This is a genomic window from Moritella dasanensis ArB 0140 (assembly GCF_000276805.1).
In the GTDB taxonomy this organism is placed as follows: domain Bacteria; phylum Pseudomonadota; class Gammaproteobacteria; order Enterobacterales; family Moritellaceae; genus Moritella; species Moritella dasanensis.
On the sequence record NZ_AKXQ01000020.1, the window covers coordinates 28,733 to 43,417 of the forward strand.

Annotated in this window: 16 protein-coding genes; 4 read left to right on the forward strand and 12 right to left on the reverse strand. The window is 39.9% G+C overall.

The features are described from left to right. Positions 1–44: 44 nt before the first annotated feature. Genes A923_RS0115710 through A923_RS0115725 form a run of 4 tightly spaced genes read right to left on the reverse strand, consistent with a single transcriptional unit; the run spans position 45 to position 4,472 of the window. Positions 45–2,036, reverse strand: a complete 1,992-nt coding sequence (locus A923_RS0115710) for an ATP-binding response regulator (protein ID WP_017222640.1) — start codon at positions 2,034–2,036, stop codon at positions 45–47. Then, complete coding sequence (locus A923_RS0115715; RefSeq protein WP_017222641.1) at positions 2,026–2,319, reverse strand: hypothetical protein; 294 nt, start codon at positions 2,317–2,319, stop codon at positions 2,026–2,028. Before A923_RS0115715 ends, A923_RS0115710 begins: the two co-directional genes overlap by 11 nt. Beyond that, entirely contained in the window at positions 2,309–3,511 is a 1,203-nt protein-coding gene (locus A923_RS0115720; RefSeq protein WP_017222642.1) for an EAL domain-containing response regulator, read from the reverse strand. The genes A923_RS0115715 and A923_RS0115720 overlap by 11 nt, the downstream gene beginning before the upstream one ends. Before the next feature lie 10 nt (positions 3,512–3,521). Then, the gene (locus A923_RS0115725; protein ID WP_017222643.1) at positions 3,522–4,472 is read right to left on the reverse strand and encodes a helix-turn-helix domain-containing protein; all 951 of its coding nucleotides are present in this window, start codon (positions 4,470–4,472) and stop codon (positions 3,522–3,524) included. A gap of 345 nt (positions 4,473–4,817) precedes the next feature. Between A923_RS0115725 and A923_RS0115730 the strand changes: the two genes are divergently transcribed. Both A923_RS0115730 and A923_RS0115735 read left to right on the forward strand, forming a co-directional pair. After that, positions 4,818–6,239 carry a lytic polysaccharide monooxygenase gene (locus A923_RS0115730; RefSeq protein ID WP_017222644.1) on the forward strand — a complete coding sequence of 474 codons (1,422 nt, stop codon included), beginning with the start codon at positions 4,818–4,820 and terminating at the stop codon, positions 6,237–6,239. Between the two features lie 112 nt (positions 6,240–6,351). Next, positions 6,352–6,870, forward strand: coding sequence for a cytochrome b (locus tag A923_RS0115735; RefSeq protein WP_017222645.1), 519 nt, complete (start codon positions 6,352–6,354; stop codon positions 6,868–6,870). Between the two features lie 93 nt (positions 6,871–6,963). Here A923_RS0115735 and A923_RS0115740 read toward each other — a convergent pair whose 3' ends face one another. Beyond that, positions 6,964–7,281 carry an ArsR/SmtB family transcription factor gene (locus A923_RS0115740; protein ID WP_017222646.1) on the reverse strand — a complete coding sequence of 106 codons (318 nt, stop codon included), beginning with the start codon at positions 7,279–7,281 and terminating at the stop codon, positions 6,964–6,966. Positions 7,282–7,382: 101 nt separating this feature from the next. After that, positions 7,383–7,760, reverse strand: coding sequence for a DUF2237 family protein (locus tag A923_RS0115745; protein WP_017222647.1), 378 nt, complete (start codon positions 7,758–7,760; stop codon positions 7,383–7,385). 200 nt (positions 7,761–7,960) lie between these two features. On the opposite strand from A923_RS0115745, the gene A923_RS0115750 reads away from it, so the two are divergent. Beyond that, positions 7,961–8,617 (forward strand): alpha/beta family hydrolase, encoded by a 657-nt coding sequence (locus A923_RS0115750; protein WP_017222648.1) that lies wholly within the window; start codon positions 7,961–7,963, stop codon positions 8,615–8,617. A gap of 4 nt (positions 8,618–8,621) precedes the next feature. Here the strand turns inward: A923_RS0115750 and A923_RS0115755 are convergent, their stop codons facing one another. Beyond that, a complete protein-coding gene (locus A923_RS0115755; protein ID WP_017222649.1) occupies positions 8,622–9,086 on the reverse strand; it encodes an Lrp/AsnC family transcriptional regulator in 465 nt (154 codons plus the stop codon). Positions 9,087–9,217: 131 nt separating this feature from the next. Between A923_RS0115755 and A923_RS0115760 the strand changes: the two genes are divergently transcribed. Continuing rightward, on the forward strand, positions 9,218–10,159 hold the full coding sequence (locus A923_RS0115760; protein WP_017222650.1) for a membrane protein: 942 nt from the start codon (positions 9,218–9,220) through the stop codon (positions 10,157–10,159). A gap of 41 nt (positions 10,160–10,200) precedes the next feature. Here the strand turns inward: A923_RS0115760 and A923_RS0115765 are convergent, their stop codons facing one another. The 5 genes from A923_RS0115765 to metB all read right to left on the reverse strand — a co-directional run bounded on the left by A923_RS0115765 (position 10,201) and on the right by metB (position 14,609). Beyond that, positions 10,201–11,235: a ChaN family lipoprotein gene (locus A923_RS0115765; RefSeq protein WP_017222651.1), complete on the reverse strand. Its 1,035-nt coding sequence runs from the start codon at positions 11,233–11,235 to the stop codon at positions 10,201–10,203. Between the two features lie 122 nt (positions 11,236–11,357). Continuing rightward, positions 11,358–12,230 carry a LysR family transcriptional regulator gene (locus tag A923_RS0115770; protein ID WP_017222652.1) on the reverse strand — a complete coding sequence of 291 codons (873 nt, stop codon included), beginning with the start codon at positions 12,228–12,230 and terminating at the stop codon, positions 11,358–11,360. After that, the gene (locus A923_RS0115775) at positions 12,227–12,937 is read right to left on the reverse strand and encodes a pseudouridine synthase (protein WP_017222653.1); all 711 of its coding nucleotides are present in this window, start codon (positions 12,935–12,937) and stop codon (positions 12,227–12,229) included. Before A923_RS0115775 ends, A923_RS0115770 begins: the two co-directional genes overlap by 4 nt. Further along, positions 12,938–13,261, reverse strand: a complete 324-nt coding sequence (gene yqfB, locus A923_RS0115780) for a N(4)-acetylcytidine aminohydrolase (RefSeq protein WP_017222654.1) — start codon at positions 13,259–13,261, stop codon at positions 12,938–12,940. A gap of 181 nt (positions 13,262–13,442) precedes the next feature. After that, positions 13,443–14,609 (reverse strand): cystathionine gamma-synthase, encoded by a 1,167-nt coding sequence (gene metB, locus A923_RS0115785; protein ID WP_017222655.1) that lies wholly within the window; start codon positions 14,607–14,609, stop codon positions 13,443–13,445. Positions 14,610–14,685 lie beyond the last annotated feature (76 nt).

The window sequence follows — 14,685 nt, forward strand, 5'->3', positions numbered from 1 at the left end:
CAGCAATAATCAAGCATATTAGATGTGTTCTATCATACCGCCCACTACGCTTTCTGGGAAGCGACTCCACTTACTAAGCAACTTAAAAATATCGCGGTATTAAACGGTTTTTGCATGAAATAAACATCCGGATAGTGCTCACTATCGACAATCTCATTTTTATCATTAGCTGATAAAATGAAATATTGAATCTGCGCATTACTTTGCATAAATTTCATTTTAGTAATTAACTCAAGTCCATTAAACACATCTAACTGGTAATCAACAATCACCACGTTGGGTTCTACTTTAACAAATTTGACTAATCCATCTTTCGAGCTATTCGCGCAAACCGTATTAAACTGTTTATCTTCTAACATGGCATTACATACTTCGAGATTAAAGCTGTTATCGTCAACAATCAAAACACGCATACTGGCATAATCAGTCGAGCGAAGCAGCAGTGGGTTTAACAGCTGTGATGGTACCGCTTGATCAAACTGACAGGGAAAATGCAACATGATTTTAGTACCTTCATTCTTCACACTGTGCAGTCTTAATTTGCCACCGACTTGAGTCAGTAATTGATTACAGGTATACAGTCCTAAACCAATGCTAGAGACTTGCTTTAGTTGCGATTCCGCATCCACAGTAAATGGATTGGTGAGTAACTTCTTGGTTGATTGTGACATACCCAGACCAGAATCTTGGATCAGAATACGTAAGTAATAACCGCGGCTGTTTTGTGATGCAGCTAATGATGATGCTGCCGATGACGGACTCTGTTGCTGTCCTGATGCCACGTTTTCGTGAAAGGCTAAACGTTGACAGATATCAATATGACAACGTACCGTCTTACCCGTGCTGTACTTCAATGCGTTGTTAATCATATTGGTTATGATTTGAAATAATTTAGTGCTATCGACACTAATCACCGCAGGTAACTTATCGCTCACATTAAAATCGAGGATTTTATCCGCAGGAATACTCAAACGATTGTAATAATCTTTAATACTATCCATGTACTGCAAGGTATTAATCGGCGTGCTATTAAGCATTAAACCACCCGCAGTAGACTTACTGTAGTTAAGGGTATTTTCTGCCACTGAATACAACAAATTAGCTGACCACAACATTTTATCAATCACAGCGCTGTGCTCGTCACTGATTTTAGGCATATCTTTCAGTATTTGGCTGTAGCCTAATAGCGCATTAATCGGCGTCCTTATCTCATGATTAATACTCGATACCATCGCGACATTAAATTTATTCTCACGTTCAATATTGATAAATAAATATTTATTTATCAATTTAAAATACAACAATATCGAAATCAGCACACAAGCAATGAGTATCGATAACAATATGCAGCTAAATTCAAACAGCTTTGAAGACGATACTTGAGACTCGATACCCAAGATATAATAAAAATTATACTCTGGGACGCTGATATCTAAGTCTGTACTATAACGGAAAAATGCTAATATTTTATTCGTAGTTCGTCGCGCACAATCTTGATTCTTTATCGATAACTGTACGGTGGTGTATTTTAAACAAGTACCTTTTAATTTATTAATGTTAAACAATAAATTATCAAGAGGTATGGCATAAAACAAATACGGCATGCTCGGCTCATCAATCGCGATTGAAACCAATTGATAATGAGGTAAATCACCGCTTAACATCCCCTCTTTATTTAAACTTATTTCTAACTTATCTAAGTCAGCAACAAAACCGTCATCAGAAATATAACCTAACGTCAATTCAGGTGTCATCGTAAAGAACAGCGCAGTTCGGTCATCTAACAGCTCTCGAGTAAAGATCTCAAAATCGGCTTCTTTTACCCTATCTGATGATTTAAAAAAAGATCGCATCGCATTAATAATTAACTTGTGCTGCAAATAGTTTTCTTCATTCAGCGCCATCAGCGTCGATATTTTTTTATCATGATTATGTTTAAATTCATTCAAACCATAACGGGTAAATACCCCCATAATCATCACGGTGACAAACAGACAAATACAAACATAACTGCCTAGACTAAATTTATAATTCATGTTCAATCGCGGCAACTTCTTTGTGCATATTATCGACCGCGTAAAGTAATTGTTCGGGCGTCGTCATGGCATCAATCTGCATATCAAGTTCGAGGTGCAGGTAGCGGCAAATACCTTTAAATTGATGCTTAAGTGAATTCAACTTTTCGGCGTTCTCTACTAACCCAGCTTGTGAGCGAATATTGGTTAATTCGCTCACTAACGCTTGATATAGTGGTAAACGTCGCGCGTCACTATAACGCCAAAAGAAGCCTTTTAAGCTATCTTTGATATTACTTGTCATTGCCACTCACTTCTCTGTGCTCGTAGCGATTGATCCACGCGTTTAAATAACGACCTTCCATAGGCGGGCTATATAAATACCCTTGTGCAATATCGCAACCAAGATCATCTAAAATATTAAGCACGCTCTCTGTTTCAATGCCTTCAGCGACGACATTCACCGACATTTTTTTAGCTAAGGCAATCGTCGACTCAACAATAAGGCGATGCTGTTCATTGGTATCAATATCACACACAAAAGAACGATCTATTTTAATTTCATTAAAGGGAATAGTATCCAAGCGTTCATAAGTTGAATAGCTCTTACCAAAATCATCCAACGAGATGCGAATACCATTGATAATCAATCGCGCGATTGAGTTTAATACACTCGCTTGGTTCATTATTTCTTGTGATTCGGTCAACTCTAAGATTAGCTTTATATGCGAATGCGCTTGCTTTTGACGGATAATAAAATTAATCAAATCATTATTAATCAAATCTTGTGCGGTGATGTTAATCGATAAAGTGTATCCGCTCAGATTAGCTTCATGTATCCAAAGTTTGAATGCTTTAGCAATAATAATCTTGGTAAATTGAGCGTTTAATCCAATTTCATAAATCAAAGGGATAAAGGTATCAGGATAAATATAACCATTTTCATCATACATCCTCGCTAACACTTCAAAGCCAGTAATCGCTTTACTTTTCATATCAACTTGAGGTTGAAAGCAAAGCAAGACTTGCTCATCTGCGAGTAACTGGGTTATATCATAATCAGACACAGCCGTCGTCGCCATAACCTCTAGCGGATTCTGACTAACACTTTGTAAACGCCGAGTTTCAGTTAATATAGTATCCATATCAATCGGTTTTTCAAACACACCCACGACATTCAATTTCAGCCCACAAGCAATACTGTTGACCAACTCAAGCGTACGTTTATCTGACGAACTGATCACAGCCAGTGGTATCGTGGCATAGCGACTCTGTACAGATAAAAAGTTGATGACTTCCATGCCATCACTGTTATCCATTTTTAAATCTAAGATAAGTAAATCGATATTACCTTTCATCGCAACGATGGCTTCGATACCTTGCTGGGCATTCTCAGCCTCGAACGTTTTAACCTTGTTATGTAAAGTGTTCTCTGCAAGATCGGCTTTAATCGCTTCTCGGACAAACTGTTGATCATCAACAATTAAAATATTCATAATGACTCCACTATATACCGGTAGTTGTAGGTTGCATGTCTCGTGTCGGTATAACAGACAACATCAGCATATTTCGATTGGCCATGACTTCAGAGCGACTCATAATAAACGAATAGTTCTGAATTATTTTAGCGTTTTGCTCGATCGGTTTGACTTTAAACATTGGGATCTTCATCTGCATTAACTTTTGCTTCAATTTGCTATCACAAGTACTAAAACTCAAATACTCAATCGTTTTATCCGTTGCTAATTGGTTTAAATAAACAGACATCATATGATTATCAATTTGTGGTGATACCCCAAATGACGAAAAAACCACCAATACATTCGCTTGGTGTTGTTGCGTACTGGCCAATAAATCAAGGATACCAATACTGTTATTCATAAACTCAAACAATGCTTTGGTATTGACCTTACAAAATAGGCAGTGACCAACCAATTGGCTAAAATTACAAAGAGCAGAGACTAAGGTAAGTGATGTTAACAACGCTGCAGATATTTTTTCTTGATGTGTAGGCAACAAACGAGGGTTACCCTCATACACTAAACAAAGTTTGAGAAATTGCTCAAACTTAACGTGTTCAGAGTGAATGAACTCGATTTGGTATTGCTCATTATTATAATAAGGGTGCGTTACTTTATCATTTTTTTCGCCCGCAGAAAATTGTATTGCGTATAAACTTTCTTCGACAAAATCAGCATCTGAACTGTAGATATTAAACAGATCGACACCAAATACTTCCGCTATTTCAGACTGCTTCGTTAAAGAAGGGGTATTGATACCACGCTCCCAACGACTAATAGAGATTGTATCTAAGCTATCAAAAGAATGACTTTTTTCGTTCAGTAAAGCCCGTAGACCTTCTTGGGAAAGATGATGCTCTGAGCGTATTTTTCTTAAAAATTCTGAAAATACCTTCATAATTACTGTTTTTGGATACGCATATTTTTTATATCCCATTTTCACTTCCACTCATACTTAATACCGAAATAGCAAACCCACTCATCGTCATTATTCAGCGACATTAAACACTAAGTTTAAAATAAAAACATCCCCGAGCAATATATTTTTGAATATATGTTTATCCATACTTTGATTCCACAGTAATAATTTTAATTTTAATAAAATAAATGCCTACACCATAAATATATTTAACAACAAGGCACTAGGCACATTTTTACAAATAGAAATAATTATTACTCTAGTGGTAGAAATGACACCTCGTTATCATATTTGTTCAAAAATAAAGCAGTAAAAAATACACTTACGAAAAAATTAACATTTAAATAACATGGAGTTTATTATATGAAAAAAATAGTTTTAGCATCATTCGGCGCTTTAACAGTCGCGGCACTCGCACCGACTTTAGCTTTCGCACACGGTTATGTCGCAGGCGAGTTCCCTTCTCGTGTTACTTTATGTCACTCAAGTAACGGGTCTAAAAATGATTGTGCGAGTGCGTCATACGATAGACAAAGTTTAGAAGCACTAAAAGGATTTCCTGCTGCAGGACCTGCCGACGGCAAGATCGCATCAGCACAGAAAGGCGGCTCATTTGATGTGCTTGATCAGCAATCATCAAACAAGTGGTACAAAACCAAGATCCAAGCGGGTCTGAATAATTTCCAGTGGTTTAGTACAGCTAACCATAAAACCACTGATTATGTTTATTACATTACAAAACCAGATTGGGATCAAAACGCACCGTTAACTCGCGCGTCGTTTGATTTAGCCAATCCTTTCTGTGTGATTGATATGGATGGTAATCAGCCCCCTCTCAATCTGGGTGATGCACACACATGTACAGTCCCAGCACGTAGTGGTTATCAAGTGATCCTCTCGGTGTGGACAATCGATGATACCGCCAATGCATTTTACAATGTAATCGATGTGGAATTTGCTGATGATGGCACACCACCGCCACCAGCAGATGTTTGGCAGCAAAGTACCACCATCGCACCTAAAGAAGATTTAGTCGCTGGCGATAAAGTCAAAGCACGCTTCTTTGATTCATCTGTGGGTTCGTTTACCACCGAAACCATCATTGAAATTAACTCTGCCGCCAACGGTCAAAAGAACACGTGGTCTTACAACCTCGCGAAAGCAATCAATGCCGAGCAAGCCAATGCTCAAGCGGGATCAAAGAGTGACGAAGATGTATTCACCCCTGTTTACGGTAACAACCCTGTTTACCTAAAAGCAGATTCGAACCTGACTTCTGTTGAAGTGGATATTATTAAAGCTGATATTCCAGTTGACGATAGCATCACTGTTTTAGGTCTAGAAGATGAATATGTGATCGACAACAATACGGTTGAGGTAACCTTTAGCATTGAAGCTGTGGGTAACTTAAACGTCACCAATACTATCTTTGATGTAAATAATAAAGCGATTGCATCAATATCTGACAATGTGAACGATACTGTTAAAAGTTTTACCTTATCACTTGAAAATGTAACGGCAGGCGCTTTTAAATTAGTCTCCATCGCTAACTCAAACGATGACAGTAACTTATCGCTACAAGAGTCAAATAACTTTAATGTTGTAGATACTGAAGTACCGGGCGACTGCCAAGATATTCAAGCAATTGATATCAGCAAGCAATACAAACCAGGCCAAGAAGTTTCTTACCAAGATAATGTTTATCGTGCAGAGCGCTGGACCGATGTAGGCCGCACTCCAGATACGTTATATACAGGTTGGGTATTAGTTGGCCCTTGCTCGTAGCACATAGTTAATCGCCGCTTGTTAATAAGCCGCTCAAAATAACTCAATGTAAGTCAAACAGCGTAAATCATATTTACGCTGTTTTTTTATCTGCGCGAAAGTAGGAACACATATGCATCAACTCACTCATCAATTTAATAGCACCGCAAAATACCTGCATTGGATCTCCGCACTCGTGATCTTATGGGCAAGTATTTCGGGGTTATACATCGCCTTTTTTGAACTGGACTCGAATATTAAAAGTCATATTTTACGTTTCAATGTATCGCTAACAACGGTATTTATTCCGCTGTTTTGCTGGCGTATTTACCACAGATTAAAATACGGAGTACCGGCACCACACCCCGCAATGTCGATATTGGAAACCAAGCTCGCGCACATCGGACATACCTTACTTTATATACTCGTTTCGCTGGTACTCGTTAGTGGGGTATTAATGATGGGTCATGACGTCAATGTGTTTGGATTATTGACTATCCCACAGCTACTACAACAGCAACATAGTATTCACTTTTTTGAAACCCTGCACCTGTACGCCTGCCGGTTATTAGCAGCATTAGTGCTTTGTCATTTAGCCGCACTCATTAAGCATGAAATGATGGGAAAGCGTATTTTGAAGAGGATGATGTAAAGTCAGAAGGCTATTTAATTTTATTTTATGTAATGCCATGTCGTTCCGTACTCGCGTTGAGTCACGGAACGTATATCAATAATAGATAGATAACTATTTAACAGACTCAGCGGCATTGCTTATCACTTCATCAATACAGCATTCATCTTGTAAAAAACCAATCACTGATTGTAATTTATCGTATTCAGCCACGCAGTACAAAGTACGACCTTCACGACGTTGAGACAGTAAACCTGCGGACGCTAAACTAGAAATATGGTGCGATAATGTAGAACCAGGAATGGCTAATTGTTCTTGCAAGCCACCCACCGCAACACCTTGATAACCGGCGCGGATCACACTTTTGAAAATAGTTAATCGGGTTGGGTGCCCCAATTCTTTCAGTGCTTTCGCAATTACATCAATATCCATTTTTCAGTTCTCCAAGTTAACCGCTAACAACATATATTTCGATACTAGCAGAAATATATGTTGTTAGCCAATCGAGACCGACAAAGGGCATCGTTAATACGCTAACTCAAATCCATTGTATAGCGTTTCAGTAATTCCATCGGCACTATTTCTAATGCTTTGATGTGTGTTCTTTGCAAATAGACTCTCGGCGCCATATTATCTTCCAACGCTTGCAACCAACGCGCAGCACACAAACACCAACGATCACCCGCTCGCAAACCTTCAAATCCAAATTCAGGTACCGGGGTTGATAAGTCATTGCCTTTAAAACGCGAGTATTCTAAGAATTCAGCCGACACTGCAATACACACAGTATGCGATCCGGCATCTTGACTGCAGGTATTACAGGCACCGTCGCGATAAAAGCCAGTGACAGGATCCTCGCCACATAATTCCAACTGTTCGCCAAATACATTGACTGAATCATACATTTCCATGTGTTATATCTCCACGTTACGTTGTAACAGATCAAGCTCAAGTTAGTTCACACTAGCACTTATTATTTTCACCGTCTATGAAGCTAACCTGATGATGTCATTACGTGGCTATTAGCCGTGTATAAATAGTCGAGCAATCGCGTACAATGGTCTTTTAATGCGTTATCCCGCATAGAGTCTATTCATTGCATAGGAAGATCATGGAACTCATTTATAACGGCCCACTTGATGGCCCATTATTTGTATTTGCGCACGGCGCTGGTGCGCCCGCGACCTCAGACGTGATGGAAACGATTGCCAAAGGGCTCGCCCAGCAAGGTATACGCGTAGCACGTTTCAATTTTCCTTACATGCAACAACGTGTAGATAATGGTACTCGCCGACCGCCAGAGCGCGCACCCAAGTTAATAGCTCAGTTTCAGCAATTAATTGCCAGTATCGACCAACCTATGGTGATTGGCGGTAAATCTATGGGTGGACGTATGGCCAGCTTAGTGGCATCCGATCCAAGTACTGATGAACTCACCGTTAACGCGAAAATAAAAGGCATCGCTTGTTTAGGTTTTCCTTTTCACCCAGCCAATAAGCCGGAATCGCTGCGTACTGAACACTTTCCATTGATCCAGCAACCCGTTTTTATTGCCCAAGGCGATCGTGATAAGTTAGGAACCAGAGAAGAAGTAAACAGTTATGGTTTGCCAAAGGATATTGAATTTTTGTGGTTAACAGACGGTGACCATGATTTAAAACCCAGAGTAAAAAGTGGTTTTACTCATCAAGCGCACCTACAGACAACCATTGATGGGATGGCGGCGTTTATTAAACAAGTATTAACCCCAACGCCTTCGCAGCTTTAAACGGTTAATCGGCAATCATAGCGCAGGTATCGTATTTGACTCGATTCATCGATATCTGGGTTTTAAAATTCTTCATATTCGGTTCGCTATACAAATGACGCTGACAAAAATCATCATACTGCAGCATATTTTCTACCGTCACCAATAATACAAAATCCACTTCCCCCGTGACTTGATAACACTCCCTGACTTCGGGTGCTGTGCGGATATGTTTAATAAAATTATCATTCAGATCTAATCTATCTCGTTCCATTTCTACGTTCACAATCATGTGCAAACACGCACCGAGTTTGTCTTGGTTAAGCAGTACCACTTGGCTGGCAATAATACCTTCGCTTTTTAACTTTTTTACCCGCTTAAAACAAGCCGGTGGCGACAAGCCAATCAGGGATGCGAGTTGTAAATTACTCACGGACGCATCTTGTTGTAACTGGCGTAAAATGGCTTTATCAAGTCGATCGAGAAACATAATTAACTAACGCCTAGTAAATAAGAAATATATAACAACATTTGTACGTGATTATTGAAATCATTTCTAGCGTATTGAATATAATAAACAACATAAATCCTTATTCATCTCGCAGACATGGAAACCGTCACATGCTTACAAATTTAAAATCCTTATTATTCGATGTCTGGCGCGTTTATCTCACGCTGCTGAAAGTCATGGTGCCCGCACTTATTATCGTTAAAGCATTAGATATGCTTGGCGGCACTGTGTGGTTAGGTAAATTGCTAGCGCCATTGATGAGTCTGGTTGGCTTACCCGAGGCAATGGGGTTGGTTTGGGCAACCGCCATGCTCACCAATATCTATACTGGTATGGCTGTTTTTTTTGATTTAGCCGGTGATAGTCCACTGACCGTCGCCCAAGTATCAGTCCTTGGCATCATGATGCTACTGGCACATGCATTACCGATTGAAGGCGCCGTGGCAAAATTATCCGGTGTCTCTTGGCGCGTCACTCTGCCCTTACGCATCGGTGGCGGCTTTATACTGGGTATGATCGTTAATCAAGTTTATCAACTCGGGAACTGGCAGCAACAACCAGCCCAGATCGTTTGGCAACCGACCCCCGCATCATCGAGTCTGTTTGACTGGGGGATCGCACAATTGACCATGTTAGCGTCTATCTTTTTTATTATTGCCGCATTAATGTTATTGCTGCGCTTATTAAAATGGTGTGGAATCGAAAAACTGATTCAAAACCTGCTATCGCCATTTTTAAAAGCGTTAACCATAGGCAAAGAAACCACTAACGTTTGTGTGATTGGCTTAGTGTTGGGCTTAAGTTTTGGTGCTGGATTATTAATTGATGAAGCACGTACCGGTAAAATAAGTAAGCGTGATATTTTCCTCGCTGTCTGCTTTTTAGGACTCACTCACAGCATCATCGAGGATACCATTTTGATTTTATTATTAGGTGCTGATCTAATGTCTCTTTTATGGGGACGCTTGCTGTTTGGTTTTGTTGTTATTGCTATTTTAGCACGTTGTATCAAACAGGACTCTTCATCCTGCTCGACAGCTAAAACCAGTTAAAACCAGTTAAAACCAGTTAAATAAAAGCATCTAACAGCGCTTTATTCAATACACGTTAACTTATCATTACGCTTAGATAAGTCTTTAAATGACGCCATCATGTTTGCTTTTTTCACGAATTGCTTCGGTGGCGTAATCACTTGTAATCGATAATCGCTTGCCTTGTCTTTAGTATCAACAAGTTCGCTATTTACATCAACAGGCGTGACGATGACGACTTTTAATTCCGGTGCGCGAGCCAGAATACTCGCTGCTGTTCCCAAGCCATTTTCAGTATGGAATTTACCAGCGATGTGTAACACTTGTTTACCTGCATTTAAATCGTCTGATAAATAATTAACGATACTCTCAGCCATGGTTTCATCCCACGTCACTTGCGAAGCAAATTTACTTTCATTTTGGCTTTCATCACCATGATGCATCGAGGCCATAAAATGGGTTTTATAAGGTGAATCTTGCGTATTAATATTTTCAGCTAGCCAAGCGCGTTCATCTGCCGGTAATTTATCAATATAGCTAATCCCTTCTTTGGCGATACAGCGGATAATTTTTTTAGGTGCATTGGCAGCAATAATATCAATGTTGTTAGCCTTTGCCAGTTCCACTAATGGGCGGTAATCACTGGTGTAATTTGGCCATGCGTTACCCTGCTTTATTAATGTGCCCTCACCTATCTCGCCAGCTAAGTAAGTATTCACAATAGCCTGATTATCACGAGTGAATTGCTCCATTGATAATGTGACATTGTCATTATCTGCCAGCATAGCTTGTAATAAGGCGGTTTGAAAACGATGGATACCGGTATGCGTATGCCACTCACCCACCAGCACGACATCAGCATCTTTAATCTGCTCAACAAAATCAGTTACATTAATATCCTGACCAGATGGAGACTGTAAATTATAATCAAAGTAAGTAGTTACTTCCGATTTAACCTTTTCTATTACAGGCTTTCCTGAAGATGGATAGGTACTACAACCAGCCAGTGCTGAGGCCATTAAAATACTGATGACACTGCATTTATAATTTTTTAGTACGAGTAAAGATGAAGAAGATAGTTGCGGAAAAATAAACATATAACACCCTAATAATAACGACCATAAATAGTAATACATCTCATTTGCAATAACAATATTTACTCTAATACCTATTACAAACGCTTACTGTAAACCTGACTGTAAAACTTTATTTTAAACCTTTATTTTAAACAGTGCTTCGCCGCTACGATTACGCTGTTAACACGACTCGGCATAAATTTATTCAGGTGAACACCAAGATATAGTGTTTCCGCAACAGGGATTTTAAGGTGGTGGATCTTCACTTTATCTGGATGAGGGAAGTCTGCTACCGCATAAGCAGGCAATACTGTAAAACCAAGCCCTAAACTGACAGGCTCTAAAATCAGGCTTATTTGATTGGAAAAACCGGCCTTTTTAAACTGATTATAATGTTTAAATTCTGGGTAATTAGCCCCAAGTAACAAACTTGAGTGGAACGCACCGTCAGGGTGGTCGATAAAACCTAATTGCATTAATGCTTGCCAACTTGGTTCTTCAATATCGGCAGGAGTAACTAACAACAGCGCTTCTTCCGCTATCGGTTTCAAACTCACTTCCGCTAGTGTCGATGAACTGGTCATAAAACCAATATCGACCGTATGCTCGGCAATGGCTTTTTCTATCGTTGCATTGGGTGCAAAGCGATAATCAATCACCAATTTGGGATGCTGTGTTTGTAACGTCAGTAAATAACGATACAGTTTCAAGCCAATACTCCCCGGAGACATCACTCTGACCAGGCCTTCAAAAGCAGGATCTGTCGTCACCCGCTGTTCGAGTTCTGATAGTGAGTTGATTATCTGTTTACCCTCGGTATATAACCGCTGTCCCGCATCCGTTAAAGTAAACTGCTTTCCTTCTCGAATAAGCAAATCTTGACCAAGCTGCTCTTCTAGTTTGCGGATATGCTGACTAATACCTGATTGCGTCATATTCAGACGCTCAGCACTACGGGTAAAATGGCCAACTTCCACCAGCGTACAAAAGCTGCGAAGTAATATAGGATTAATCATGATGTTTTAGACTCCGCTATATTTATAAACGAGTTCACTTCACTATCCGTTAAATAACGCCATAATCCAACTTCAACATCCAGTTGTATCGCGCCAATCTGCTCACGGTGCAAACTCACCACACGATTACCGACAGCCGCAAACATGCGTTTCACTTGATGGAACTTACCTTCGGTAATCGTCAATAATACTTCTTTTGGTGTCACTGTCTCTAGTATTGCCGGTCGCGTTAATTGTTGTTCGCCTTGTAATTGCACGCCATGGGCAAATTTAGCCGCGACATCATCACTAATAGGACGTGATAAGCCAACCCGATAGACTTTCTGGCAATGTTTAGTGGGGGTAATAATATTAAATGACCAACGACCATCATCTGTCACTAATACCAGCCCTGTTGTATCGGCATCTAAACGCCCTGCAACATGCAGTTCAGCTGCATTTTCGACATCGATATAATTAAATAATGACGGGTAAGCTTCATCAATATTAGAACAAATAGTGTCTGCGGGTTTATGTAGGAGGATATAACGGGATGCTCTTGCGGTTAGCGTCTCGCCATTTAAGCTGATGTGATTATCTTCATGTACCTGCGTGGCGACATCACAAACAACGTCGCTATTCACCACAACACAACCATCAGTGATCATCGCCGTTGCTTGGATTCGAGTTAACGCCGTACTTTTACAAACAAACTTGTCCAATCGCATTTATAACTGACCTACCAGCTGATAAGACACCACGTATAACTGTTCAATACCGGGGTAAATATCTTGGATCACCTGTTTAAGCACTGTTAAAGTCATATTTTCTTGCTCAGCGTGAAAGCCCGATAACTCGGTAAATAAAATAGGCTCTACACTAAGAATAGCTAACTGACAAAATTCACGGCCACTCTCAAGCGTTGAGACTGTCACAGTCGAACCCGGGACATAATACTTTTCAGATTCATCACGAATGGTAATGGTTTTTTTACCGCTAAGAATATCAGTTTCAAAGCGTTCAAAGAAGGTCATAGTGGTTGGCTGTGTCATGCGGGGTTCTATTATAAAGATAAGAGGTCGGTATTATATCCTATTTTCTATCCCTGACGACCCACAATAAAATAGGGTGATTGTTATCACCCTATTACTATCTACTATCTACTATCTGCTATCTACTATCTACTATCTACTATCTGCTATCTACTATCTACTATCTACTATCTACTATCTACTATCGTTGACTCTCAGCTAAACCATTTGCTAAGTCAGCTAAAATATCATCGATATCTTCAATACCGACAGAAATTCTGACGAGTGAATTTGTAATACCAGCAGCAAGGCGATCACTTTCTTCCATGCCAGCATGCGTCATGGTGGCGGGATGAGAAATAAGACTTTCTACGCCACCTAATGATTGCGCTAACGTAAACAACTCTAGGTTAGCAAATAATTTTTTCACTGCCGCTTCGCCCCCTTTAACATTAAAGCTGAGCATCGCGCCAAAACCAGCCTGCTGCTTTTTAGCAATATCATGGCCAGGGTGATCTTCAAAACCTGGAAAATACACGGTATCAATAGCCTGATGAGATTTTAAAAAGCTCGCCACTTGCAACGCATTTTCTTGGTGTTGTTTCATCCGAATAGGTAACGTTTTTAGGCCTCGTAACGCCAAAAAACTATCAAAAGCACTCCCTGTAATCCCAATACAGTTTGCCCACCAAGCTAGCTTTTCACCAAGGGCTTGTTCTTTAGTCACTAAAACACCACCAACCACATCACTATGGCCATTAATGTATTTCGTCGTAGAGTGAAAAACAATATCAGCGCCTAGCCCTAACGGTTGCTGTAACGCAGGGGAAAGGAAGGTGTTATCTACCGCAACCAAGGCTCCGACTTCGTGACACGCTTTAGTAACAGTCTCAATATCGACTAAGCGTAGCAATGGATTGCTTGGACTTTCAATTAGCACCAACTTCGGTTTTTTAACCAACGCTTTCGCTAATGCGACTTGATCATTTTGATCAACAACAATCAGTTTAAATTGACCACGTTTAGCTAAATGAGTAAATAAACGGAAACTACCACCATAACAATCATGAGGAATAACCACTAAGTCATCTGTCGACAATAACTGACAAAGAAGATGCACTGCTGACATACCGGTACTGGTAACAATACCTACGCAGCCTTGCTCTAAATCAGCAACGGCTTGTGCAAACGTTGCTCTCGTTGGATTTCCCGTACGAGAATAGTCAAACTGACGTTTATCATTAAAGCCTTTTAATGAATAAGTACTTGATAAATGAATAGGAGCAACGACAGCACCATGATGTTCATCGGTATTTATTCCTGCTCTCACTGCTGCTGTAGTGATACTTTTTATCTTGGCATTTGACATACTTTTTCCTTGTATTCGACAACCGTGGTCATAATTATATTCAACAACCACCATGGATGGCCGAACCGCTGGACTT

Bases quoted from the DNA above. Each gene is read 5' to 3' on its own strand.
- A923_RS0115710 (WP_017222640.1), bottom strand. From the start codon at position 2,036: ATGAATTATAAATTTAGTCTAGGCAGTTATGTTTGTATTTGTCTGTTT.
- A923_RS0115715 (WP_017222641.1), bottom strand. From the start codon at position 2,319: ATGACAAGTAATATCAAAGATAGCTTAAAAGGCTTCTTTTGGCGTTAT.
- A923_RS0115720 (WP_017222642.1), bottom strand. From the start codon at position 3,511: ATGAATATTTTAATTGTTGATGATCAACAGTTTGTCCGAGAAGCGATT.
- A923_RS0115725 (WP_017222643.1), bottom strand. From the start codon at position 4,472: ATGGGATATAAAAAATATGCGTATCCAAAAACAGTAATTATGAAGGTA.
- A923_RS0115730 (WP_017222644.1), top strand. From the start codon at position 4,818: ATGAAAAAAATAGTTTTAGCATCATTCGGCGCTTTAACAGTCGCGGCA.
- A923_RS0115735 (WP_017222645.1), top strand. From the start codon at position 6,352: ATGCATCAACTCACTCATCAATTTAATAGCACCGCAAAATACCTGCAT.
- A923_RS0115740 (WP_017222646.1), bottom strand. From the start codon at position 7,281: ATGGATATTGATGTAATTGCGAAAGCACTGAAAGAATTGGGGCACCCA.
- A923_RS0115745 (WP_017222647.1), bottom strand. From the start codon at position 7,760: ATGGAAATGTATGATTCAGTCAATGTATTTGGCGAACAGTTGGAATTA.
- A923_RS0115750 (WP_017222648.1), top strand. From the start codon at position 7,961: ATGGAACTCATTTATAACGGCCCACTTGATGGCCCATTATTTGTATTT.
- A923_RS0115755 (WP_017222649.1), bottom strand. From the start codon at position 9,086: ATGTTTCTCGATCGACTTGATAAAGCCATTTTACGCCAGTTACAACAA.
- A923_RS0115760 (WP_017222650.1), top strand. From the start codon at position 9,218: ATGCTTACAAATTTAAAATCCTTATTATTCGATGTCTGGCGCGTTTAT.
- A923_RS0115765 (WP_017222651.1), bottom strand. From the start codon at position 11,235: ATGTTTATTTTTCCGCAACTATCTTCTTCATCTTTACTCGTACTAAAA.
- A923_RS0115770 (WP_017222652.1), bottom strand. From the start codon at position 12,230: ATGATTAATCCTATATTACTTCGCAGCTTTTGTACGCTGGTGGAAGTT.
- A923_RS0115775 (WP_017222653.1), bottom strand. From the start codon at position 12,937: ATGCGATTGGACAAGTTTGTTTGTAAAAGTACGGCGTTAACTCGAATC.
- yqfB (WP_017222654.1), bottom strand. From the start codon at position 13,261: ATGACACAGCCAACCACTATGACCTTCTTTGAACGCTTTGAAACTGAT.
- metB (WP_017222655.1), bottom strand. From the start codon at position 14,609: ATGTCAAATGCCAAGATAAAAAGTATCACTACAGCAGCAGTGAGAGCA.